Here is a 24,207-nt window from a genome sequence, read left to right as displayed (position 1 = left end):
GCATAATGAAAGTTGTAATTATTGATGATGAAAGCAAAGCAAGATCGCTTTTGCATACTATTATAAGTGAATATTGCAGTGAAATTGAAGAAATCTTTCAGGCAGAAAATCTATTAAAAGGTATTGAAATCATTAAGAAAGAAGAAATAAGTATTGTTTTTTTGGATATTGAAATGCCCCAACATTCAGGACTTCAGTTGTTTGAGTTTTTAGATATTAATGATATTACTTTTGAAGTTATTTTTACAACAGCATATAGTAATTATGCCATTCAAGCGTTTGAATTTTCGGCAATCGATTATTTATTAAAACCACTTCGTCCTAATAAAGTGAAAGAAGCGGTTGAAAAAGCCAAGAAAGCACTAGAACAAAATCAAGTGCAACAACGTTTAACAGAGCTAAAGAAAGCACTTTCTTCTGAGAAATTTAACAAATTGGCGTTGCCGGTGGAAGATGGAGTATTGTTTGTGAAACTAGAAGATATTTTCCTTTTAGAAGCAGATAGTATGTATACCCAGTTTTATCTTAAAAATGAAAAGAAAATGCTCATTAGTAAACCTTTAAAGTATTTTACAGATTTGTTGGAGAGCAAAGACATGTTCTATAAACCCCATCGTTCTTATTTAGTCAATTTACAATATTTGCAAAAATTAGTTAAGAAAGAAGGAACTTACATTGAACTAGAAAATAAATTTTTAGTGCCAGTGTCTAAAGATAAAAAAGACGAACTTTTAAAAATTATTAGCGAACTAAATTAACCTTACATGAAACACTTTTTTGAGAATAACCGACTTGAAATAACCTTGTTTGTTTTATATACTTGCATCGCTATATTTTTGTTTTCCATTATGTTCTGATGTTTTAGAAGTTGATATACTCCATTCAGAAGTTGACGCTTTTGACAGCATTCATAAGAGATTATTTTTGATGTAAAATTAAATTTACTCGATTATGAAAAAAAGTTTACTATTTGCATTATTCATTACCGTTCAAGTATTTGCTCAAACGCCTTCTTTTGAGTGGGGAAAACATTTGGGAGGGTTAAACGATATTAAAGTTTGGGATAATGCTTTTGATTCTAGTGGAAACGTTTACCTTGTTGGTGAATTTGTTGGGACTATCGATTTTGATCCAGACGCAACAGGCGTTGAAAATAGAACTGCAGCTGGGCAAAATGATGCTTTTGTTTTGAAATTAAATGCACAAGGAAATTTTATTTGGGTTAAAACATTTGGAGGAACAGGAATGGATCTAATCTCTAGAGTGGTTGTAGATGATTTTCAGAATGTATATGTTGGAGGAAGATATCAAAGTGCATCCATTTCATTTGCTCCTGTTGGTACAGCGACAAATTCTGGAGATTATGACGGGTTTTTATTAAAAATGGATACGACAGGAACACCAGTTTGGTATAAACGAGTAGCTAGTGCTAGTACAGATTTTTTTGTGGGTCTGGATGTGGATAGTAATGGTAATGTGTATGCAACGGCTAGTTATAAAGGAGGTGTTGCTGAATTAGGTCCAGGAACCGTATCTAATTATGGAAATGCAGCGCAAGGATTTTATGATTTTTTATTGATGAAGTTGTCTAGTACTGGTGCTACTTTGTGGGCCTATAAATTTGGTGATAATTCTAATGATATTGGTTATAGTGTAACGCTTTCTGATGATGAAACAAAGGTGGCTGTAACAGGTTATTTTAGAGGAATAATTGATTTTGATACGGCTGGAGCTTCAATTTATAATTTAAGTTCTGTAGGCAATGCAGATTCAGGTCTTTTATATGTGGTTGATTCTTCTGCGGGATTTATTTTTGCTAAAGCGTTTGGAAATTCCACAGCTGCTTGTGCTTCTTATGATGCTGCTTTCGATAGTGCAAACAATATCTATGTTACAGGAAGATTTGCAGGAACTTCTGCAAATTTTAGCCCTGGAGTTATCGCGAATTCTAATGGAGGTTCTGGTTTTGATGCCTTTGTAGCAAAATATGATATTGCTGGGAATTATCAATGGGTGAAATCTTTCCAAGGTGTGGGTTCTGGAACAAATGAACAAGGAAGTGGTATCGATGTAGATAATTTAGGGAATATTTATGTTATTGGAACGTATAATAGTTTTGGTGGATTGGATTTAGATCCTTCAGCCAATTCAGTCAATGTGCCAAACTATGGTAGTACTGCAGGAACCAGCGATATTTTTCTAGCAAGATTAGATGCTAATGGTGATTATAGTTGGGGTGCTTCCTTTACCAATAGTAATAATAATGACGATGCTTGGGGTGTACATGTGGATGATAACTATAATATTTTAATTGCAGGACACTTTACAGCTACTCAGTTCGATTTAAATCCGCTTCCGTATGCTGGAGATCAATTGGTAATGGGTAATGTTAACGGAAGTAGTGATGTTTTTATCACAAAATTAGCCCAACCTACCTTGTCTACTGCTTCTTTTGATACTACAGCTTCTTTTGTTTTGTATCCTAATCCTGTAAAAAATAATTTGACTATTGAATCAGTTGAAGCTCTAGATGAAGTTACCATTTATACCCTTACAGGACAAATAATAGTGGCTCCTCAAGTGAATAATACAATCGATATGTCTGAATTACCTAAAGGATACTATTTCGTAAAAGCTACAACCGTAACAGGTAAGATAATGGCTAGTAAGGTAATGAAAGAATAATTTGTTTTTTTAAGTTTAATTTGAAAGCGACTCTTGAGTCGCTTTTCTATTTAGAAGCCCATATAAATCATTCAGAAGTTGGTGCTTTATTTTATTGTTTACCAAAGCTACTTTTGACTTAAAATTCTAAAAACACTTTATTATGAAAAAAATACTACTGTTCCTTTCTTTAGTTGCTTTTTATTTTGCAAATGCACAAACGCCTAATTATGCTTGGGGAAGAATGTTTGGAAACAACCAAAATTTATATGTCTATGATAATGCTACCGATGCCAATGGGAATGTCTATTTAACAGGAGAATATTCTGGTACAGTTGATTTTGATCCAGGAGCTGGAACTTCAAATCAAACGGCTAATGCTACAGGAGGTAGAGATATTTTTATTTTAAAATTAGATGCTTCAGGTGCATTAAGTTGGGTAAAAACCTATGGTGGAACAGGAATTGATTTTGGGCAAAGAATTGCAGTTGATAATTCGGGAAATATTTATGTAGGTGGACGTTTTCAAAATGCCGTAACGTTTACTGGTTTTGGTGGCTTTAGTAGTAATGGTGGTTATGATGGTTTTTTATTGAAAATGGATACAGCAGGAACGCTACAATGGGTGCTAGATCTTTCTGGTGGTGGAACTGAAGGTTTTTTAGGTATTACCACTGATGCTTCAGGTAATCTTTATACAGCTGGCTTCTTTAACACCGCTTCTGCAACTCTTGGAGGATTGAATAGCACATTTACTACCTTAACAAGAGCAGGTGCTTCAGCAAATTATGATTTTTTTGTAGCCAAATACAATGCGAATGGAGAAAGAATGTGGTCAAATACTACAGGAGCTGGTTATGATGAAATTCCTTATGGTATTGCTCTTACAGATGATGATAAAGTAGTAACAGTGGGTAGTTTTATAGGTACCTCAGTAGATTTTAATCCAGGTGCTGCAAGCAATTTATTGTATAGTAACAGTAATTCAACATCAACTGGATTTATTCAGGTATTAGAAGCAGGGAATGGTAATTTTTCTTGGGCAAGATCATTGGGTTCTTCATCAAATGATACTGTTTTAGATGTAGCTTCTGCCAATAATAACATTTATGTAACAGGTTATTTTGCAGGACCTCAAGCTGATTTTAATACAACTGGTTCCGGTGGTGGAGATATATTGAACCGAACTGGAAGTATCGATTCTTTTGTGGCTAAATATACTTCTACTTCCACATTTGTTTGGGTGAAACAAATTAGAGGCACAACGGGTTCCGATAATAGGGGTTCAAGTATTGCCGTAAAAGGGAATCCAGAGCGTGTATACACTACAGGAACGTTTACGAGTTTAGTATATCTAAACCCTACCTCAAGTGCTTCTATTTCTAGTTTTGGAGCGAAGGACTCTTATATTGCGAGTTATGATGATGCGGGAACTTATTTATGGGGTGGTAGTGTAAAATCGATGGATAACGATGATGCTTGGGGAATATCTGTAGACGATAATTATAATGTATATATGTCTGGTTATACGGCTAGTGGAAACTTTGCGATAAATCCTTTTTCAAATAGTACAGTGCCTAATAACAGTACAACAGGGAATGACGTTTATGTTATTAAATTAGAACAACCCAATGCTTGTATTGTAACTATTCCAGATGCCAATTTTAAAAATTATTTAGTTAACAATACAGCCATTAATACCAATGGAGATACTGAAATTCAATGTGGTGAAGCAAGTGCATTTACTGGCACAATTGATTGTTCTTCTAGTTCAATTTCTGACATGACAGGTATTGAAGCATTTACCTCATTAACAAGCTTGCTATGCCACAATAATTCTATTGGAACTTTAAATGTGAGTACGCTTACCGCATTGACTAATTTGGAATGTTTTCAAAATTCTTTAACAACTATTGACTTATCTAATAATACCGCATTAACAACACTTAATATTCGATATAATCAACTTACCAGTTTAAACGTATCAAATAATGCAAACCTAACCTATATTGGTTGTCATTATAACCAACTTACTTCTTTGGATGTAAGTAATAATACGCAATTGACTGAGCTATATTGTAACGATAACAACCTTTCAACATTAAATATAAAGAATACAAACAATAGTAATCTTGTAGGATTTTATGCAAATAATAACCCTAGTCTAACTTGTATTCAAATTGATGATGCTTTTACACCACCATCCAATGGAACTTGGGTTAAAGATGTAACAGCAAGTTATAGTGATAATTGTGCGGCATTAAGTAGTGATGATTTCGAAATTACTACTCCAATTTCGGTGTATCCCAATCCGGTACAAAATAGAGTAACAATTTTGTCTAAGAAAGAATTAGCAAAAATTGAATTGTACACTCTTTCGGGACAAAAAATACCAATGAATGTAATTGATAACAATATGGATATGTCTGGTTTATCAGCTGGTTTGTATGTGTTACAGGTAATAACAATTGACGGTGACGCTATTGTAAAGAAAATAATAAAACAATAATAAGTGATTCATTAAAAACAAGTTTAATTTAAAAATAAATAAAAATGAAAAAAATAATTTTTGTATGGTTTCTTTTGGGATTAATTTTAGTGTCATGTTCTAAAGATGATGATACAGCAACTACTGCTGAAGATTTTTCAAAATACCATGCTACATGGATATTAAGTTCCAAAAAAGATGCAGACGATAATGCAATAGCAATCTCATTATGCGAAAATGGGCGAAATAATATAGTGTTAGATGCGAATGGAAATGGCTCTATTACTCTAGGAAATATGATTTATAATGGAAATGGTTTTATTTGTGGAGAAAACACAGAGACCTATCAATATACTATTGCAAATTCAAAAATAGAATTCAAAAATTCAGATGAGACCTATAAAATGGCCTATGAAATCATAAGTATAAATGAGACAACTCTTGTGGTAAAAAAGATTTCAGTTACAACTAATGGAACAGAAACTACAATTACAAATATCATAACTGAAACGTATACCAAACTAAATCTTTCAAATATATAAATCGAAACGGAAGAATTGTATTGTGTTTATTTTATAGATATGTTTTGAAAAGCAACTCCAATTGGGGTTGTTTTTTTATCCACAAATTGCGATTAGTAATTTCTAAATAATGAAACCATTACAATAAAACTATGTTCTTAGTTAAATTTTATTTTTTTTAAAAATAGTAAACAACAATAAACCAGTTGTTTGATTAAATATAGTTCATTAAAAATGTTAAAACAAGACGATATCGTTAGTTAAAGGTGTTTTTTGGTACATAAATTGTGAAGTTTTGGAGTTATAAACTATAAATTTTAAAAACATGAATTCAAAAAATCAAATTAGTATCGAAATTCCACAGGCGGTAATTGATACAGTAACTCAAAAACTACAAGAGTGTAAAACCGCGTTGTCTCCTTATTTACAAGGTTTAACTATGGAAGAGCGTATTTCTTTATTTAAAATGGGAGACAAAACAGTTGCTACTGTTCAAAAAACAAAATCTTATATAGATACCAATCCAGAATTTGTTCCTTCTTATATGGATAAAGATGAATTTCTAAAAGATGAAGCAGTTGTAACAGTTTTAAATCCTATTGTTAATTTAGCCAATCAATTAGCTGCTGATGTGAATGATACCATGATGTTAGCAGGAAGTGAAGCTTTACAAGCAGCCATGTTGTACTATGGTCAGGTTAAAGAAGCCAATAGCAAAGGGATTGTTACTGCAAAACCTATTTATGAAGACCTAAGTCAACGATTTATTAAACGAGGTAAAAAAGTGAATACGAATAAGGTGGAATAAACATGGCAATTATTCCAAAATAAAGAAGACTCCAATAATTGGGGTCTTTTTTTATGCTTGTCGTAAAAAGCTGTTGTATAAAGTCTAAAAGGTAGTATTGCTAAACTTTTGCTTCATTGAAAGAAGCTAAAAGCTATTCGTTAAAACCTAAAAGCTTTAAAAAATAACTTTTATAATATTCTTTAGAACCCAAAAGGTATTAAAAAGAAGCTTTTTGCTCTAAATTATAATCAAAAAGGTAGTGTGAAGAAGCTAAAAGCTGTTACTTATAACCCTAAAGCTTATAATGATATCCTTTTTGCTAGTAGGTAAAAGCGAAAAGCTATTCCAAAGAAGCGTTGCGGTATTTATGAGGCTACAGGAGCTGCTTTTTTATTACAATTTAATTTGCATTACCGTTGCCATACTTAAAGCATTGGTCTTCATTTGTTCGGCTATTTTTCCTTTAAAATGAGCATCGATAGTTGCATAAAAATGATGCAACCAAATGTCGAAATGGGCTTTTGTAAAGGCCTTTTTCTGATGCACTTCTTTATGTATTTGGAACATGTTGTTTGTATAACCACCTTTCATAAAGAGGGATTGTTCCCAAAAAGTGGCTAAGACTTCAAAATGATGGGGTAAATGTTGGTCAGTGTCTGTTATTTTGGTAAAGAAAAAATTTATTTCATCATCCGATAAAAGCTTGTCATAAAATTGTTGCATAAGGAAGAGAAGATCTTCTCTAGTGGCTATGTCTTTCATATTCATAGTGTAAAAATAAAAAAGGGTAGGGCTAAAAAAAAGTCATTTCGAAGAAAAAGAGTTTCTTATTGGATAAAGAGAACTCAACTTCGTTCGAAATGACAATTATAAGGTTGGATTACTGCCTCTTTAGAAGACAGCAATCCTTAATTACTATATTACATATACGCTTCAATAGGAGCACAGCTACAGATTAAATTTCGATCGCCATACGTTTCGTCTACACGACGTACACTTGGCCAAAATTTATTTTCAGCAATGTATTCCAATGGATAAGCTGCTTTTTCTCTGGTATAAGGTAAACTCCAAGTATCAGCTGTTAACATCGCTAAGGTATGCGGTGCATTTTTTAGAACATTATTAGGTTCTTCAGCTGTTGCTTCTTCAATTTCTTGACGAATGGCAATCATGGCATCACAAAAACGGTCTAATTCCGCTACATCTTCTGATTCTGTTGGTTCTACCATTAAAGTGCCTGCTACTGGGAAAGAAACCGTTGGAGCATGGAAACCATAATCCATTAAACGTTTCGCAATATCTGTAACTTCTATGCCTTTTGCTTTAAATGCTCTACAATCTAAAATCATTTCGTGAGCGGCTCTTCCTTTTTCACCTGAATATAAAATAGGATAGTGTGCTTCTAAACGCGCTTTCATGTAGTTTGCATTTAAAATAGCATATTTAGTAGCATTGGTTACCCCTTCAGCTCCTAACATACAAATGTAACCATAGGAAATTAAACACACTAAAGCAGAACCATAAGGCGCTCCAGAAATAGCAGTAATTGCCTGTTCTCCACCTACCGCTACAAACGGATTGCTTGGTAAGAATGGTAATAGTTTTTCGTTTACACAAATTGGACCTACTCCAGGACCTCCTCCGCCATGAGGAATAGCAAAAGTTTTATGAAGGTTTAAGTGACAAACATCGGCACCAATAGTAGCAGGATTGGTTAATCCAACTTGGGCATTCATGTTAGCCCCATCCATATATACTAAACCACCATTGTCATGGATAATTTGAGTAATTTCTTTAATAGCACTTTCAAATACACCATGTGTAGAAGGATAGGTTACCATTAAACACGATAACTGATCTTTATATTGAATTGCTTTTTCTCTTACATCTTCTATATCTATATTACCGTTTTCCATCGTTTTGGTTACGATAATTTGCATCCCTGCCATAGCAGCAGAAGCAGGATTCGTTCCGTGAGCAGAAGCTGGAATTAAGCATACATTTCTTTCTTTGTCTCCTCGTGAAAGATGGTACGCACGAATTGCCATTAAACCGGCATATTCACCTTGAGCACCCGAATTAGGTTGTAAAGTGGTACCTGCAAATCCAGTGATTACACTTAATTGATGTTCTAATTTTTTAAGCATTTTAGTATACCCTTCCACTTGATCTAATGGAGCAAATGGATGAATAGTATTCCAGTAAGGCATACTTAAAGGTAACATTTCAGCAGCTGCATTCAATTTCATGGTACAAGAACCTAAGGAAATCATTGAATGATTTAAAGCTAAATCTTTACGTTCTAATTTTTTAATATAACGCATTAAACTCGTTTCAGAGTGGTATTTATTAAATACTTCATGTGTTAAAAACGCTGATTTACGGTTCAAATGCATTGGGTAATTATTTTCTAAAGCATATTCGCTCACTTCAAACGCTTCTTTACCAAGTGCTTCAGCAAAAACGGCAATCACTTCATTCACATCTGTAAATAAAATCGTTTCGTTTAATGAAATAGAAATCGTTTCTTCATCTATATAATAGAAATTGATTTCATGTTTTTCAGCAATCGCTTTAACTTTTTTAGCATCTGCTTTAACCACTAAAGTATCAAAGAAAGCAGTATTCGTTTGATAAACACCTAATTTATTTAAGGCTTCTGCTAAAGTAGAAGCCATGCCATGCACTTTGTCTGCAATGTATTGTAATCCTTTAGGACCATGATATACTGCAAACATTCCGGCCATAACAGACAATAATACTTGAGCGGTACAAATATTTGAAGTCGCTTTTTCTCTTTTGATATGTTGCTCACGAGTTTGTAAAGCCATTCTTAAAGCTCTATTTCCATTTGCATCTTGAGAAACACCAATTATTCTACCTGGCATCGAACGTTTGTATTCTTCTTTAGTAGCAAAATAAGCAGCATGTGGACCACCATAACCCATTGGTATACCAAAACGTTGTGTCGTTCCTACTACTACATCTGCACCCATTTCTCCTGGAGGTGTTAATTTTACTAAAGATAAGATATCAGCAGCTACGGCAACTTTTATTTCTTTTTCATTGGCTTTCGTAATGAAATCAGCATAATCATACACCTGTCCATATTTTCCTGGATATTGTAAAATAGCACCAAAGAAATCATTAGAAAAATCAAATTCTTGATGATTACCTACCACTAATTCTACACCAATTGGAGTAGAACGTGTTTGTAAAACAGATAAGGTTTGCGGTAAAATTTCTTCAGAAACAAAGAATTTACACACATTATTTTTCTTTTGGTCACGAGAGCGTACATCAAATAACAAAGCCATTGCTTCTGCTGCAGCTGTACTTTCATCTAATAAAGAGGCATTTGCAATTTCCATTCCGGTAAGTTCAATCACCATCGTTTGGAAATTCAAGATAGCTTCTAATCTTCCTTGAGCAATTTCTGCTTGATAAGGAGTATAAGCGGTGTACCAACCTGGGTTTTCAAAAATGTTTCTTTGAATAGCTGGAGGAACAATTGTGGGGTGGTATCCTAACCCAATATACGATTTAAAAACTTTGTTTGTTCTACCTAATTGACGAATATGATTGGCGTATTCATATTCCGTCATAATGTGTTCCAATTGTAAAGGCTCTTTTAAGCGAATATCATCTGGAATGGTTTCATAAATTAATTGATCTAAGGTTTCAACACCTATGGTTTCTAACATTTTAGGTAAATCTGTCTCTCTTGGACCTAAGTGTCTTAAAGCAAATGAGTCTGTTTTCATTTATCCAAATATAAAGTATGTGAGTTGTGTTTTAATAATAATAATACCTTTAAATACAATTAAAAAAGGAGTATCATTATTTCCTGCAAAAGTAATTATTAATGTTGTAATTTTTTCCTAAATTAAATTGAAAATTTGTGATTTTTTGAACAAATGACCTATCTTATTAACACATTCGTTATTTTTGTTCTATGAAGTATTTTAAAAACCTTCTCGATTTTTATATAGAAAGCAGTCTGCATGTGGCTTTGGCAGTGTATGCTTTGATACGCATTACTTTTTTAAAGTTAAACATACCTTATAACGAAAATGTTGCCTATTTTGGATTTTTTGGAACTATAGTAGGATACAATTTTGTCAAGTATGATGATTTAGCTAGAGTTAAAAAAGTGAAGTTGAATGCTATGTTTAAAGCTATTATTGCATTAAGTTTTGTGTCTTTTTTGGGAGCTTTGTATTTCTTCTTGCAATTAAAAACAAAAACAAAGTTTGTTGGCTTCATAGCTTTAGGTCTTACTATATTATACACGTTACCTTTTTTTCCTAAAAAATCTAATTTGCGAAATTGGAGTGGTGTAAAAATTTATTTGGTAGCTATTGTTTGGGTTGCCGTAACTGTTTTTTTACCTGTTTTAAATGGAAATTATAGTTTTGATAATCTTGTGCTTTTGAAAAGTATACAACGGTTTCTATTTGTTTTTGTATTGATGTTAATTTTTGAAATAATAGATTTGCAAGTAGATGCTAAAAATTTACAAACTATTCCGCAACAAATCGGTATTAAAAAAACTAAGGCATTGGCCTATTTTTTGCTGTTATTATTCCTAGCTTTAGATTTCTTAAAAGAGAATGCTACCCAAAAACATATACTTGCCACATTTTTAATTGCTGCTTTAATTTCGGGTTTTACTTGGTTTGCCAACTCCAAAAGAAATTCCTATTACACCAGTTTTTGGGTAGAAAGTGTGCCTATAATATGGTTGTTAGTATTGCTTTTTCTTTAATTTTTTTGCTATATATCTAAACTATTTTTGTAACAAGATTTGTAGGTATTCGTCTTTGAGGTATAAAAAAAATATTCTTATGAGATTTTTTGGTACTGTATTTCTTTTGTTTTTTGTATATACTGTTTTTTCACAAAATGATGACTCCGATTTCATAGAAAAAGATAGTTTGATTTATATTAAACAACAGCCTAGTAAAGGTTTTTATAATGATTATATTTTATTCATACCTAAAGAAACACCTTTAAATAAAAAAATAGTTTTAATAATAGAGCCAAATAATACAGGAAAAACTTCAGATAGTATTGAAGTACATAAAAAATCTGCCATAGACTTAGCTACAAAGAGTTCTGTTGGAAACAACATAGCAACGTTATTGAAAATTCCTTTATTGGTTCCTGTTTTTCCAAGACCAGCGGCTCAACCAATGTTGTACACTCATGCCTTGGATCGTGATGTTATTTTAGAAGAGGAAGCTACTTATAAAAGATTAGACTTGCAACTGATAGCTATGATAAAAGACGCTAAAAAGCTTTTGAATAATAAAAATATAGTTGTAGATGAAAAAGTATTCATGAGTGGTTTTTCTGCATCTGGGACATTTGTGAATCGTTTTTCATTCATTCATCCAGAAATGATAAAAGCTTTAGCAATTGGAGGATTTAATGGCGAATTAATGTTACCATTAAATAAAATCAATGCCATTACATTAAATTATCCAATTGGAATTTCAGATTTTGAAAAATTATTTACTAAACCCTTTAATTTACATTCTTACGCTAAATTGCAACAATTTGTATACATGGGTAAATTAGATGAAAATGATGCGGTTCAATTTGATGATGCATACAGTAAATCTGAACAAAAAATAATAAATGAAAATATAGGTTATAACGTATATCCAAGATATCTAAAATGTCAAGAAGTTTATAAAAAGCAAGGGGTTAATCCAATTTTTAAATCGTATGATGATGTGGGTCATTGGACTACCTCTGAAATGAATCTTGAAATAGCAAAATTCTTTTTTAAAATTCTTCATTCTGAAATAATAGAGAAGTAATACATTATAACTATGTTTTTTAAAAAAAGAGAATCGAAATTATACAATAAATTTTTAGTTTCAATTTGATTCTTATGATTCGTCTTTAGTAGTTCGAATTAAACTGATTCCAGAACTAAAAAAGACCAACCCTAAAACCGAATAAATAATTAGTGTTCTGATAGCTTGATTGCTATTTCCTCCTGTATTGCTGAATACAACTGCAGCATAAATTAACGCTCCAATCCCTAGTGTGGTTAACACCGCTCCAAAAATTCTTTTTAAGTTCATAACTTTTGAATTTAAGTTAAAAAAATGTTTGAAACAAAATTAAGAACTCTTAAAAAAAAATGGCTTATATTATTTTCAAATTGTGTTGCAATTTTACCATTTCTTGTATGACATTACGTTATAAAACTTTGGAAGAAAAAATATACTATTTTTAACTTAAAATTGCAGATTTGTAAGAAAGTGTACGTATTTATACGTAGGAATTATGTAAAAAATACGTGTAATTACGTATTACAAACCACTATAAATTTTAGTATCTTTATAGATATCATACATGCATACTAATTATAGTATAGTATAATGTTTTGGTAATTAATAATTTATAGTCGCTTATGATGAAAAAAATACTTTTAATAATTGGTTTAGTTGTACTGTCTTCTTGTGCCTCTAAAAAAGAAAAACTAACCTTTTCAAAATTTATAATTAGTGATGTTTCAGGACATACTGAGATTAAAGTGGAAGAGAATGGCACTATATATATTGGTGAAAATTTAATTGGTGTAATTGATAAAGAAGGCATGATAAGTACAAAAAACGGTACTGTTTTAGCTGAGGTGTTGGAAGATGATGTGATTTTAGATGGAGACGGTAAAATGCTAGTTTCTATCGATAAGAAAGGATCTGTAGAAAATAGTGATGGTGAATTTATAACTTGGTCTAATGATGGCGAATTATTAAAAAACGATGAGCCTTTAGGTCTAAGCATTTTTCCTGCTGATGAAAATTCGTATCAAACCGCATCCTTATTACTTTATTTGCACCTAGCTATCAAATAAAGCATATAATTAAAAAGTTTAGATAGATAGAATCAAGTAAGAAGAAAATAACCATTAAGAGAAAGAAAAATGAAAAAAATGAGTTGTATAATTGTATTTGTTATAATGGGAATTGCTTGTGAAGAGAATGAGTCGGATAAGTTGAGCTTTACTAAATTTAAAATAACGGATGCAAACGGTCAGTCTATATTAAAAGTGGATGAAAAAGGTACTCTTACAAAAAATGGAGTGCATGTTGGTTTTATAAAAAAAAGTGGCATTATAGAAGATAAAAAAGAGAGGACCGTTTTACAATTAGCGGAAGGAGGTTCTTTATTTGTGGATGGTGAAGGGAAAGAAGTAATTGAAATTGATAAAGATGGAACTTTTTTATCGTCTTCGGGAGAAGTTATTCACTGGAACGATGCTGGAGAGTTAATGAGAGGTGAAGAAAATACTGGAATTTCCATTTACCCTGTTCAAAAAGAGCTCTTGCAATTTGCATCTGTATTATTGTATATTCATTACGTCATTTAATAAAAGATAAGGTATGATAAAAATGTTTTTTAAACGGTTACTTAATTGGTAATCAAAATTTTAAAAAATATTTTTTCTTCATTTTGAACATAAAAATTTTTTTATAAAAAACGATTTTGTATTTTAGCAGTCCCAAATCTAACAAAATACACCTATGAAAAAAAATCTACTAGCCCTACTTGGGTTTGTTTTCATTTTCTATGTACAAGCTCAAGAATCTGATGTTTCCATTAAATTAAAACAAATTACTAGTATTGAAACCAATACGAAAACGGGAGAATATATTACAAAAAAATATACTTTTCAGGATGGTAAATTAGCTTCTATTAAAACTTCAGATATTATTCAATCGTTTTTTTATAATTCAAATGGATATTTAGAAAGAACAGTACGAGAAAACGAAATGAGCGGTTGGAAAGAAGTAGCGACTTATGAGTATGACAATAGACATAATTTAATTAAATATGTTAATGAATACGAAGAAGGCGGTAAAAGTGTAACCAAAACCATTACCTATAAGTATGACGGTAATAAAATTAGAGCCATTACCAAAAAAAGCAATAGTCCTCTAAAATTTGTACAATGGATTGATTATACTTTGGAAAACGGAAGAATAGTCAATGAATCGGAACGCGATATTAACGAAAAAGTTATTAGTAATAAAAGAATTGATTATATCGAAGGTGATTTAATTGCTTACAAAGGTGTTTTTGGTGACCGCTCTACAGATAGTTATGATTATGACGATAAGCAATCGGCAATGCGATTAGTTGTCCAAAATGTGTTTGGTAAAAATTACAAGACCATCGTTACTTTAATTGCTCCTCACGAGAAAGAATTTCCGTTAGAAAGTATTTCGTATCATAATTTTTTAAAATTTTCATCTACGACACCTTCTAAAAAGGAATATCAATATACCTATACGTATAATGAAATGGATTATCCTAAAACGCATGTGGAACATACTGGACTTCTAAAAACCATAGTAAGTTATGAGTATGAATAATAAAAAAAGCGTCATTTTGAAAATGGCGCTTTTTTAATGGAACTACTTTTAATTTTATATTTTATAAAAGATTCAGCTATTTTTACTACAAATAAAAGACAGGTATTTTTATCTAACTATAGGTGGATTGTACTTATTTGTAAATCAGTTATTTGTACGCTAGTGGTTTCCTGTGTTTAAAAGTAATTTTACCATGTAATATTACAAATGCATAGGTGAAGTTCAGAAATCACATTAAAAAACGAGGCGTAACCTGAAAAGCCTTACGAGTAAGGAAACAAATAAGCAATAATCATGACTGCACAATTTGAATGGAAATTAGAAGCCTACCAAAAACAAGGTAATTTATGGCTGAGATGGAGTACTAATGCTCCTTTTAGAGCTCAACAAGGAAGAATATATGTTTATAAAGGAGGTTTTCCTGCTAACCCAACGGATAACGATAAAAAATGGACTTGGGATACCGATCATAATCATGATTGGGACACGGGTTTAGTTTGGGGAACAGGTTGGAACTGTGCTTATATAGCAGAAGCTCCTAAAAACGGACCTTATGTCTATTTTATGAAATTAACTACGGATGCGAAAATGGGACCAGATGTGGCTAAAGTAGTTGAAGCTAGTGAAGTAAATTAATTTTTTAAAAAGATTTACATTTTAAAATTCCCATGAAATTAAATATTTTATGGGAATTTTTTTAAAACAGGAATAAATGAATAATTATTCTTTTTCTGAAATTCTTTTTAAGATTGTATTTCTATGGATAAGAAAGTTTTTTAAATGTTTTTTTAAAAATAATTTGTCAAATAATTTTCCAAAAATGCCATAAGGGGTTTCATATTCTAAAATATCTTGCATTATTGTTACTCCATTTTGTTCTTCAAACAAATGCGTATGTTTAAAAGTTTTAAAATGTCCTTTTAGTTGTTCATCCACAAATAAAGAAGGATATTTCATTTTACTTATAATACTTTGATGTTTTATATAAAAACCAAAATGTTTCCCTTTCCAGGTTACTGTCTCTCCTAACTCGATTAATCCTGAAGTTTTACCTGCAATGGCTTTCTCTTTTGTATTGGTTGCCGATTGTTGATGAATATCAATATTTCTTGCTATATCAAAAACAATATGGCAAGGTGCTTTAATTCTGGTTGTAAGATGTAAGGTTGTCATATTTATTTTCACTTCTGGATTTAATCACTTTTAAGATGTTATTTTGAATGTCTTTCATAATCCAATTTCCCCAAATGCTAGCATAGGAATTGAATGTGGTCTTCATAGAAAAGTTACTATACAAAATTAATTTATATTGATTTTTTCCTGTCATTTTCAATTCATATGTTCCGTTTAACATATCAAAATATGCACCTCCTATCAAAATATGTTCGTCTAAAGTAGTGGATGGAATTTCGAATGTATTGGCTTTAATTTGAAATGTCATTAATTTTTGATCTTCATATTGAGTTACGGTTTCATTAAAAATTAAACCTCTTTCAAAAATTGCTTTTCTAAAGCCTCCAATGGCTAAAGTGTCTAACTCTGCTTTTACAGGTTTTGGGAAGCCTAATAAAGGAATTAATTGTGAATGGTCTTCATTTTTTTGTATTTCTCGAACCGACGTTACGTTTTGCCAAATTGTTTCTGCATCACTATTTATAATGATTGAAGTGTGTGTAGTATAAATTTCAGGTTTTGTTGTAATACTGTTTTCCAGTGGACCTATTAAAAAGGGTAATACAACAAGAATAGAAATGTTTAAATTCTCCTGTTTTTTCGATTTTCTAATTTTAAAATATCTACCTACACCTCCTCCCATTGAGGAGAAAATAAAGAATAATGGTGAAATCATTAACCAGCAACCCCAACCTTCAAGTTCTATTAAGATAGTAATAGCAATTACGGCAAGAACAAGTAACCATGGGGCAAATAGAGCATATCCTAATAGCTTTGCTTGTTTTAAAGGAGATAAATAAACCATTAATGCACCTAAACCCATTGGAACTGTTATAAAGAAAGTCCATGACATTACTGATACAAAATCGTCAAATATACTAGCTCCAAATAGGATTCTAATGAGTATTACGAATAGAATAGGGATGACTACAATTTTTAGTTTTTTCATTTTTTATTTTTTTAGCCCTGACTGTAATGGAAAGCCTTGAATCTACAAAAGCTATTTTTTCTTAGGATACAAGAGCGACTTAAGAGAAGCTCCTTGTATACTTTTGAAAGAAAGCTTTTGTAGGGAAAGCTTTTAAAGAAAGGCAGGAGTTGCTTTTAATAAAAATTAACCATTAACTACAAAAGTTTGGGTTTTTTGACTTGCTTTTGCTTTTCTTTTTCCTCTAAAAAATAAATATAAGTTTAAAAATAACATGATACCTAAATAAATTGAAAAACCACCTATTTTATGACTTAAGTTTTCTATTAAAGATTGATAGGAATTGTCACTAATGCTCATTTCTAAAATACGAAACGCAAAACCAATATTTAGGAGATAAAAGCCAGTTTCGAAAAGTTTATTAGTTGCTAAAGCAATTTCTTCACGCCCATTAAAGATATCGAGCATATAAATTTTACTGTTTTTGAAAAGGGTTTTCGAAACATAAAAGGTTAAAAACATAACTACTGGGATATAAATAGCGTAGCCAATTAAAATTTTTGAAGTTTCCATAATGTGTAATTTAAATTAAATTTTTAATGAATTTAGTGAGTAAATAAATGTTGAGGTAATGCATTAAAGCAATGGTAATAATGATAATAGCCGATTTTGATGCAATAATTTCAATTAAGTTTTCAAATGAAATTATTTTTTGCCATGAAATAATTGTCATAGCACAATAACCAATATTTAATAGATAATATCCAATGAGCAACATTTGATTGATTCTTTGACAAAGGGCTTCATGATTAGGAATTAATTGGGAAACGTAAATATTTCCGTTATCGTAACATACTTTTCCAACTTTTAGGATAATGAAACATGTAATGCTAAAATAAATTAGGTAGCCAATGATATTGAGATTCATGATGCTAAATCTGAAATTGTTTTTTCTAAGGTATCAAATTGAAATTGAAACCCTTCTTGGAGTAATCGATCCGGAATCACATTTCTACTTTTTAAAACCAATTCCGTTTCGGTACCAATAATTTTGGCACCTAATTTTAATAAGGGAGTTGGGGTAGGAAGGCCAATGGGTATGCCAATACCTTTTTGCAATTGCTTCATGAAGATTTTATTGGGTATCGGTTGTGGACTGACAATATTAATAACACCAGTTAATTGATGTTCCAAAATAAATGCTATAGCGCTAGCAAAATCTTCCTCGTGAATCCAACTAATAAATTGGTTACCTTTTCCTTGCTTTCCTCCTAAACCCAATAAAGCCAATCGTTTTAAAGGTACAAATGCTCCTCCTTTTTTGCCTAAGACAATAGAAGTTCGTAAAGCAGTTTTTAAAGTATTTTTAGTAGGTACTTCAAAAAAAGTTTGTTCCCAAGTCTTGGCCACAGTCATCGAAAAATCATCGCCTATTTCTCCATTACGTTCTGTCATTTGTTTGTCTTCCGAATGTCTATAAATAGTGGCTGTTGACGAATTTAACCAATGTTGAGGTGGGTTTTTGCAACTTAAAACTGCAATATTTAAAATAGCAGTACTATCAATTCGAGAATCTAAAATTTCTTTTTTATTGGCTTCAGTATAACAACAATTTACCGATTTCCCTGCTAAATTAATTAAAGCGGTTGCATTTTCTAATTCGGTTTCCCAACCGGTAAGCGTTTTTGCGTTCCAGTGTACATATTTTATGCTATTTTTAATTCCAGATTTTCCACGCGTTAACACCACAATTTCATCACATTTATGTTTGAAATAGCGAATTAAAACGTTGCCTAAAAATCCAGTTCCAGCTGCTATAACTATTTTTTTCATTTTTTAAAAATTTAATAAGAAGGGTAACGCTAAGATGCGATACAAAATCCAGGTTAATGTTAGGTGTTTTGGTAATTGTAACAGGTTAATTCTTTTGTAATGCTCAAGTATCATGAGATTTACCGTTATTGCAAACCAACCTAGAGCGATGTATTCATGGAGAACTACAAATTGATTTAGAATAAGTATTGGAAGTAAAAGCAAACTTCCCATTACAGAAACAGTAATTAAATTTCCAATATAATGGAGTTGGTCTTGTTTGTTTATCTTACGAATGAAGAGATATTGGAAACCAATTTGCCCTAGAGCTAATGCTAGTTCTTTACCAAAATGAGCATTTGATAAGAAGGGTACTAATTTGGCATAATGGAACAGTATAATGGCTGTAAATAAAGTGGCTAAAACAATGTATAAAATGCGATAAGGAATATTGAAATCAGGGGTGCATTCTAGTTTATTTGAATCGTTTTTTTTACTTGGTGCAATTACTTTTCGATTGTAAGAAATGAATTTGTATAATTTTTTTAAGGAGAAATTGATAGGTTTCCAATTGCCTACTTTTTGAATCCAAGGAAAAGAAGTACCAATTATTTGCAATAAACTATCTATTCCATAGTAAACGGTTTTATTCGTAGTATCTACTAATGCAATTTCATTTTTAGCTTTATCTACATCAATATAGGCTTGTTCATTATCTGTTAGAGTAACAAATGCTTTCCGCCCGTTTTGATCGAGCATCTTGGCTTTGATGAAACCAGCAGTGTATAAGTTGCACATGGGACAATCTTCATCATAAAGCAAAATATGGTTGGCTAAGGTTTTCATGGTTCTTGTTTTTTTAAAACTTTCAGAAAAAATTGAAAGTTTAGATTAAATTTTTTTAAATTATTTTTTCATTATTTTAACTACTAGTCTTGCTAACCAATTGTCTTTGTATTCAGTAATTTTATCTAACACATTATCGGCTTTTAACACAAAGTCATAAAGTTTAGTGGTTTGCTCTACAAAATGTTTTTCTGCTTCATTTTGACTAGCTTCAATAGAAGAGACTTCTTTTAAAACTTTTAGAGCGGGTTTGATTTCTCTTTTGCTTCTTTCTTTAGAAATTTTGACGGCTAATTCATCCAAATCTTTTTCGGCTGTAAAAAACTCTCTTCTTTCTCCAGCTTTAAATTCTTTATAAACAATACCCCAATCCATTAAAGCACGAATATTCATACTGGCATTACCGCGAGAAATTTGGAGTTCTTCCATAATATCTTCCATAGAAACAGGTTCGTTGCTTACCATTAATAAAGCATGTATTTGAGCCATGGTTTTATTAATACCCCATTGTGAACCTAAGGCTCCCCAAGTTTGAACGAATTTATTTTTTGCTTCTTTGAATTCCATTTGTATGAACTAAACTGTTTGATGAAGCAAAGATATATAAAAGTTTTTAAACTTTCAAAAAAAAATGAAAGTTTGTTTTGGCACAGTATTTGGTTTTGTACTTATACTAACAAATAAAATAATGTATTATGAAAGCGATTAGTATAAAAATGGAGACGAGTAGTATTACTAAATTGACAGCAATTTTATTTTTAATTTTTGCCTCATTATTTACACTGAAAAGTAATGCACAAATAAGCATAGGAGTGAGTATTAACGCGAATACCAATCGCGCTTACACACCACAATATAGACATGTACATACTGCAAACTGTGGACATTATGAACCAGTAGAATATTATTATTATCCAGAAATTGAAGCTTATTTTGATAGTAACGCATCGGTTTATATTTATTACACTTCAAATGGATGGGTTAGATCTAGATATTTGCCAAGTTATTGCAATCATTATGATGTAAGAAGAGGATATAGAGTTGCTTTAGATTATCATGGGAATAGACCTTACAGATATTTTGAGGATCACAAAAGAAAATATAAAGTAAAAAAACACTATCATTCTAACGGAAAACATAAAGGACATAAAAAGCATTAAAATTAACTCTTGAACATGTTTTTTTGAAAACGAATCGTCTTAATTGATGGTTCGTTTTTGTTTTTAGGAATTTGCTTTTGATTCTCGTTTTAATTTTTTTCTGAGTATTTCTTTACGTTCTTTATAACGCATGTGGGTGTAATGATGCTGAATGGTATTGATAAAACTCAAGATCATTCCAATACCTATTATAATATACAATACGGTAAATAATTTGCCTCCATCCGTTTTGGGGGCAAAATCTCCATAACCTATGGTAGTTAAAGTTACAACAGAAAAATAAAGGGAGTCTACAATACTCCAACCTTCTAAATAATGATAGGTAAGCGTACCTACTAAAACAATCATTATCGTAGTGATGAGTAAATCTCTGTATTCATCATCTTGCAAAAATGAAATTAAGGTTCTGTAGAAAAACATAGTCTGGTTTGTTTAGATTTCTAAAGTACAAAATTTTATTAATATTTATGATTTGTTTAAGAAGATTAGGAGGCCAAAAAACGTAATTTTGATATAAAAATAAAAGTATGAAAAAGTTTTTAATTTTCTGCGTTATGGTTTTTTTAGTGCAACATAGTGTTTTTGCGCAAAAAAAATCCAATTCATCTAATGATAATAAGCAAACTATGAAAGAAAATATTTATCAATTTAAAGTAGAGGATATTGAAGGCAATACCTTTGATTTTACTTCTTTAAAAGGGAAAAAAATTATGATTGTGAATACTGCTTCAAAATGTGGGTTAACTCCTCAATATAAAGATTTGCAAGCATTATACGATAAATATAAAGATCAAAATTTTGTTATTGTAGGGTTTCCAGCCAATAATTTCGCTTCTCAAGAACCAGGTAATAATGAAGAAATTGCCACTTTTTGTGAAAGAAATTATGGAGTTACCTTTCCTATGATGAGTAAAATTTCAGTTAAAGGTCATGACATGCACCCTTTGTATGTTTTTTTAACTCAAAAGGCTAAAAACGGATTTGAAGATAGTGAAGTGTCTTGGAACTTTCAAAAATATTTAATCAATGAAAATGGGGAAGTAGAAAAAGTAATTTCTCCTAGAACGTTGCCAACTGATGCTAGTGTTGTAGACTGGATAGAAAATAAAGGGTAATTTAAGGTTTTAATGTGAGTTGCATGATAACGGTATGTAGCCAACGATCAAATTTATTTCCTGATTGTTCTATAATTCCTACTGTTCTAAAGCCTGCTTTTTGATGGAATAAAACACTGTTTTGATTTTCGGAATCAATGACTGCAATTATGGTTTTTTTATCTTGTTTTTGCGCCAATTGAATTAATTCTGTGAGTAGTATTTTTCCTATTCCTTTATGTTGGTGTTGATTGGAAACATATACAGAATGTTCAATTGTAAATTGATAGGCGGGTCGTGTTCTAAATTCGCTATAATAACCAAATCCGACTAATTCATTGTTTATTTCTGCAATCAGTATAGGAAAATCTTTTTTAAGCTTATCTTCAAACTGTTGTATTTGTTCCTCAAGGGTTCTTGGAAGATACTCATATATATTAGTAGTGTGATTAATATTGTAATTCACAATTTCCAAAATGGAAGGACAATCTTTGATTTGATAAGGTCTTACGTTAACTTGCATACTTGAAATAAATTATTGAAGTAAAATTATTAAAAAAACACACTAACTCTTTACCTTTGTCAATCAATTTATCTGTTCTACAAAAGAACTTTACTGTAAAGATTTGATGTCACAAATAAAATATCCTAAAATTCCTTTAGCTCAAAGTCTAATAGCAATTTGTAAAGCTAAAGGACTAAAACATGTTGTAATTTCTCCAGGTTCAAGAAATGCACCTTTAACCATTGGTTTTGCGAGTAATCCATTTTTTACTTGTTATAGTATAGCTGATGAACGTTGCGCTGCTTTTTTTGCATTAGGAATCGCGCAACAATTAGAAGAACCCGTTGCAGTTGTTTGTACTTCAGGTTCAGCTGTTTTAAATTATTATCCTGCGGTAGCAGAAGCTTTTTATAGCCAAATTCCGTTAGTAATAATTAGTGCAGACAGGCCACATGATAAAATAGATATAGGCGATGGGCAAACCATTCGTCAAGAAAATGTTTTTTCCAATCATATTATAACTAGTGCTAACTTGACTGAGGAGGTTTCAACTGAAAACGATTTAGCCATACAAAACGCACTGCACTTAGCGGTTATTGAAAAAGGCCCTGTACATATTAATATTCCTTTTGAAGAACCTTTGTATGAAACAGTTGATGCCTTAACTGTTGAAACAAAATGGATTTCCTTTGATAGTGAAAATAGTCCAACTTTTGAGCTAGATAGTCTATTTATTAACCAATGGAAAACCAGTAAAAAGAAATTGATAGTAATTGGGGAAAATAAACCCGATGTAATTCAAAATGAAATTTTGGAGCAATTAGCAGCCGATTCGTCTGTGGTGGTAATGACTGAAAAAACATCTAACCTCTATCATACAAAGTTTGTTCATAATATTGATACTATCATTACACCATTTACTGATGTAGATTTTGCTTTTTTTCAACCCGACATCTTAATTACTTTTGGAGGTATGGTTGTCTCTAAACGAATCAAAGCTTTTTTAAGAAAATACAAACCTGTTGCACATTGGCATATAGATGAAAGAAGGGCATACAATACTTATGGGTGTTTGACAGAGCATTTTAAAACCAAGCCGCAGCATTTTTTTGAAGAACTTTTAAAAAATTTTACAGAAACAAAGAGTGAGTATGATTTAAAAATGCAAGAAATTATCTCTTTAAGAAAAGTTAGAACTGCAGAATATTTGAAAAATATTCCTTTTTCAGATTTTAAGGTTTTTGATTTTATCAGTAAAAACTTGCCTCCTAATATACAATTACAAATTAGTAATAGCTCAGCTGTTCGCTATCTACAATTAGTGAATATAGAACCTTCTATAACTGTTTTTTGTAATCGTGGTACAAGTGGTATTGATGGAAGCACTTCTACTGCTATAGGTGCGGCTATTGTTCAAGATAAACCAACTTTTTTTATTACTGGTGATATCAGTTTTTTTTATGATAGTAATGCGCTTTGGAACAATTACATTCCTAAAAATTTCAAGATTATTTTGATTAATAATGGAGGTGGAGGTATATTTAGAATTTTACCTGGACACGAAGAAAATAATGTATTTACTACTTTTTTTGAAACCTCTCATCGATTGAATGCTAAATATTTAGCAGCTATGTTTCACTTTAATTATCATTGGGTTGATAATGAAGCAGATTTGGAAGAAACATGGTCTCTATTTATAACTTCAAATGAGCAGCCTTGTTTGTTGGAAATTAATACTCCAGAAAAATTAAACAACAAAATTTTATTGGATTATTTTAAAAATCTAAAATAAAATTATATTTTTATGAGTGAATTAAGTGTTTTTTTATA

Annotated in this window: 26 protein-coding genes; 14 read left to right on the top strand and 12 right to left on the bottom strand. The window is 31.2% G+C overall.

Features of this window, described 5'->3' with window-relative positions; translation table 11 throughout:
- Window positions 1-5: 5 nt before the first annotated feature.
- The 5 genes from NHF47_RS16375 (at window position 6) to NHF47_RS16355 (ending at window position 6,481) form a co-directional block, all read left to right on the top strand.
- Complete coding sequence (locus tag NHF47_RS16375) at window positions 6-758, top strand: LytTR family DNA-binding domain-containing protein (RefSeq protein WP_252765934.1); 753 nt, start codon at window positions 6-8, stop codon at window positions 756-758.
- Between the two features lie 193 nt (window positions 759-951).
- Window positions 952-2,685, top strand: coding sequence for a T9SS type A sorting domain-containing protein (locus tag NHF47_RS16370; protein WP_252765933.1), 1,734 nt, complete (start codon window positions 952-954; stop codon window positions 2,683-2,685).
- A gap of 142 nt (window positions 2,686-2,827) precedes the next feature.
- Complete coding sequence (locus NHF47_RS16365) at window positions 2,828-5,173, top strand: T9SS type A sorting domain-containing protein (RefSeq protein WP_252765932.1); 2,346 nt, start codon at window positions 2,828-2,830, stop codon at window positions 5,171-5,173.
- A 44-nt stretch (window positions 5,174-5,217) separates the two neighbouring features.
- Window positions 5,218-5,694, top strand: a complete 477-nt coding sequence (locus NHF47_RS16360) for a lipocalin family protein (RefSeq protein ID WP_252765931.1) — start codon at window positions 5,218-5,220, stop codon at window positions 5,692-5,694.
- Window positions 5,695-5,998: 304 nt separating this feature from the next.
- Entirely contained in the window at window positions 5,999-6,481 is a 483-nt protein-coding gene (locus NHF47_RS16355; RefSeq protein ID WP_252765930.1) for a hypothetical protein, read from the top strand.
- A gap of 375 nt (window positions 6,482-6,856) precedes the next feature.
- Here NHF47_RS16355 and NHF47_RS16350 read toward each other — a convergent pair whose 3' ends face one another.
- Together NHF47_RS16350 and gcvP are read right to left on the bottom strand one after the other, a co-directional pair.
- Window positions 6,857-7,225: a group III truncated hemoglobin gene (locus NHF47_RS16350; protein WP_252765929.1), complete on the bottom strand. Its 369-nt coding sequence runs from the start codon at window positions 7,223-7,225 to the stop codon at window positions 6,857-6,859.
- A 158-nt stretch (window positions 7,226-7,383) separates the two neighbouring features.
- Window positions 7,384-10,227: an aminomethyl-transferring glycine dehydrogenase gene (gene gcvP / locus NHF47_RS16345; protein WP_252765928.1), complete on the bottom strand. Its 2,844-nt coding sequence runs from the start codon at window positions 10,225-10,227 to the stop codon at window positions 7,384-7,386.
- A 191-nt stretch (window positions 10,228-10,418) separates the two neighbouring features.
- Between gcvP and NHF47_RS16340 the strand changes: the two genes are divergently transcribed.
- Together NHF47_RS16340 and NHF47_RS16335 are read left to right on the top strand one after the other, a co-directional pair.
- On the top strand, window positions 10,419-11,231 hold the full coding sequence (locus NHF47_RS16340) for a hypothetical protein (RefSeq protein ID WP_252765927.1): 813 nt from the start codon (window positions 10,419-10,421) through the stop codon (window positions 11,229-11,231).
- 79 nt (window positions 11,232-11,310) lie between these two features.
- The gene (locus tag NHF47_RS16335) at window positions 11,311-12,291 is read left to right on the top strand and encodes a hypothetical protein (RefSeq protein WP_252765926.1); all 981 of its coding nucleotides are present in this window, start codon (window positions 11,311-11,313) and stop codon (window positions 12,289-12,291) included.
- A gap of 72 nt (window positions 12,292-12,363) precedes the next feature.
- Here the strand turns inward: NHF47_RS16335 and NHF47_RS16330 are convergent, their stop codons facing one another.
- Entirely contained in the window at window positions 12,364-12,561 is a 198-nt protein-coding gene (locus tag NHF47_RS16330; protein ID WP_252765925.1) for a hypothetical protein, read from the bottom strand.
- A gap of 332 nt (window positions 12,562-12,893) precedes the next feature.
- Between NHF47_RS16330 and NHF47_RS16325 the strand changes: the two genes are divergently transcribed.
- From NHF47_RS16325 to NHF47_RS16310, 4 genes are all read left to right on the top strand, one after another.
- Complete coding sequence (locus NHF47_RS16325; protein WP_252765924.1) at window positions 12,894-13,337, top strand: hypothetical protein; 444 nt, start codon at window positions 12,894-12,896, stop codon at window positions 13,335-13,337.
- A gap of 78 nt (window positions 13,338-13,415) precedes the next feature.
- The gene (locus tag NHF47_RS16320; protein ID WP_252765923.1) at window positions 13,416-13,853 is read left to right on the top strand and encodes a hypothetical protein; all 438 of its coding nucleotides are present in this window, start codon (window positions 13,416-13,418) and stop codon (window positions 13,851-13,853) included.
- 154 nt (window positions 13,854-14,007) lie between these two features.
- Window positions 14,008-14,859 (top strand): hypothetical protein, encoded by an 852-nt coding sequence (locus NHF47_RS16315; protein WP_252765922.1) that lies wholly within the window; start codon window positions 14,008-14,010, stop codon window positions 14,857-14,859.
- A 294-nt stretch (window positions 14,860-15,153) separates the two neighbouring features.
- Complete coding sequence (locus NHF47_RS16310) at window positions 15,154-15,495, top strand: hypothetical protein (protein WP_252765921.1); 342 nt, start codon at window positions 15,154-15,156, stop codon at window positions 15,493-15,495.
- A gap of 84 nt (window positions 15,496-15,579) precedes the next feature.
- On the opposite strand, the gene NHF47_RS16305 is transcribed toward NHF47_RS16310, so the two are convergent.
- From NHF47_RS16305 to NHF47_RS16275, 7 genes are all read right to left on the bottom strand, one after another.
- A complete protein-coding gene (locus tag NHF47_RS16305; protein WP_252765920.1) occupies window positions 15,580-16,032 on the bottom strand; it encodes an SRPBCC family protein in 453 nt (150 codons plus the stop codon).
- A complete protein-coding gene (locus NHF47_RS16300; RefSeq protein WP_252765919.1) occupies window positions 16,001-16,981 on the bottom strand; it encodes a hypothetical protein in 981 nt (326 codons plus the stop codon). The genes NHF47_RS16305 and NHF47_RS16300 overlap by 32 nt, the downstream gene beginning before the upstream one ends.
- Window positions 16,982-17,146: 165 nt before the next feature.
- Complete coding sequence (locus NHF47_RS16295; protein WP_252765918.1) at window positions 17,147-17,533, bottom strand: hypothetical protein; 387 nt, start codon at window positions 17,531-17,533, stop codon at window positions 17,147-17,149.
- Between the two features lie 10 nt (window positions 17,534-17,543).
- Window positions 17,544-17,888, bottom strand: coding sequence for a hypothetical protein (locus NHF47_RS16290; protein WP_252765917.1), 345 nt, complete (start codon window positions 17,886-17,888; stop codon window positions 17,544-17,546).
- Window positions 17,885-18,793 (bottom strand): TIGR01777 family oxidoreductase, encoded by a 909-nt coding sequence (locus tag NHF47_RS16285; RefSeq protein WP_252765916.1) that lies wholly within the window; start codon window positions 18,791-18,793, stop codon window positions 17,885-17,887. The genes NHF47_RS16290 and NHF47_RS16285 overlap by 4 nt, the downstream gene beginning before the upstream one ends.
- A 3-nt stretch (window positions 18,794-18,796) precedes the next feature.
- Entirely contained in the window at window positions 18,797-19,618 is an 822-nt protein-coding gene (locus tag NHF47_RS16280) for a DCC1-like thiol-disulfide oxidoreductase family protein (protein WP_252765915.1), read from the bottom strand.
- Window positions 19,619-19,678: 60 nt separating this feature from the next.
- The gene (locus tag NHF47_RS16275; protein ID WP_252765914.1) at window positions 19,679-20,185 is read right to left on the bottom strand and encodes a GbsR/MarR family transcriptional regulator; all 507 of its coding nucleotides are present in this window, start codon (window positions 20,183-20,185) and stop codon (window positions 19,679-19,681) included.
- A gap of 128 nt (window positions 20,186-20,313) precedes the next feature.
- Between NHF47_RS16275 and NHF47_RS16270 the strand changes: the two genes are divergently transcribed.
- Entirely contained in the window at window positions 20,314-20,778 is a 465-nt protein-coding gene (locus NHF47_RS16270; RefSeq protein WP_252765913.1) for a hypothetical protein, read from the top strand.
- Window positions 20,779-20,841: 63 nt separating this feature from the next.
- Here NHF47_RS16270 and NHF47_RS16265 read toward each other — a convergent pair whose 3' ends face one another.
- Window positions 20,842-21,198: a potassium channel family protein gene (locus NHF47_RS16265; protein ID WP_252765912.1), complete on the bottom strand. Its 357-nt coding sequence runs from the start codon at window positions 21,196-21,198 to the stop codon at window positions 20,842-20,844.
- A 107-nt stretch (window positions 21,199-21,305) separates the two neighbouring features.
- Here NHF47_RS16265 and NHF47_RS16260 point away from each other — a divergent pair, with 107 nt between their 5' ends.
- On the top strand, window positions 21,306-21,893 hold the full coding sequence (locus NHF47_RS16260) for a glutathione peroxidase (protein ID WP_252765911.1): 588 nt from the start codon (window positions 21,306-21,308) through the stop codon (window positions 21,891-21,893).
- 1 nt (window position 21,894) lies between these two features.
- Here NHF47_RS16260 and NHF47_RS16255 read toward each other — a convergent pair whose 3' ends face one another.
- Window positions 21,895-22,395 carry a GNAT family N-acetyltransferase gene (locus NHF47_RS16255; protein ID WP_252765910.1) on the bottom strand — a complete coding sequence of 167 codons (501 nt, stop codon included), beginning with the start codon at window positions 22,393-22,395 and terminating at the stop codon, window positions 21,895-21,897.
- A 115-nt stretch (window positions 22,396-22,510) separates the two neighbouring features.
- On the opposite strand from NHF47_RS16255, the gene menD reads away from it, so the two are divergent.
- Window positions 22,511-24,169, top strand: coding sequence for a 2-succinyl-5-enolpyruvyl-6-hydroxy-3-cyclohexene-1-carboxylic-acid synthase (gene menD / locus NHF47_RS16250; RefSeq protein ID WP_252766113.1), 1,659 nt, complete (start codon window positions 22,511-22,513; stop codon window positions 24,167-24,169).
- Window positions 24,170-24,207: the final 38 nt, after the last annotated feature.

The sequence above is a fragment of the Flavobacterium sp. NRK F7 genome, assembly GCF_024054195.1.
Taxonomy (GTDB): Bacteria; Bacteroidota; Bacteroidia; order Flavobacteriales; family Flavobacteriaceae; genus Flavobacterium.
Note: the sequence above shows the minus strand (reverse complement) of the source record. Positions and strands in the feature narration are given on the sequence as shown.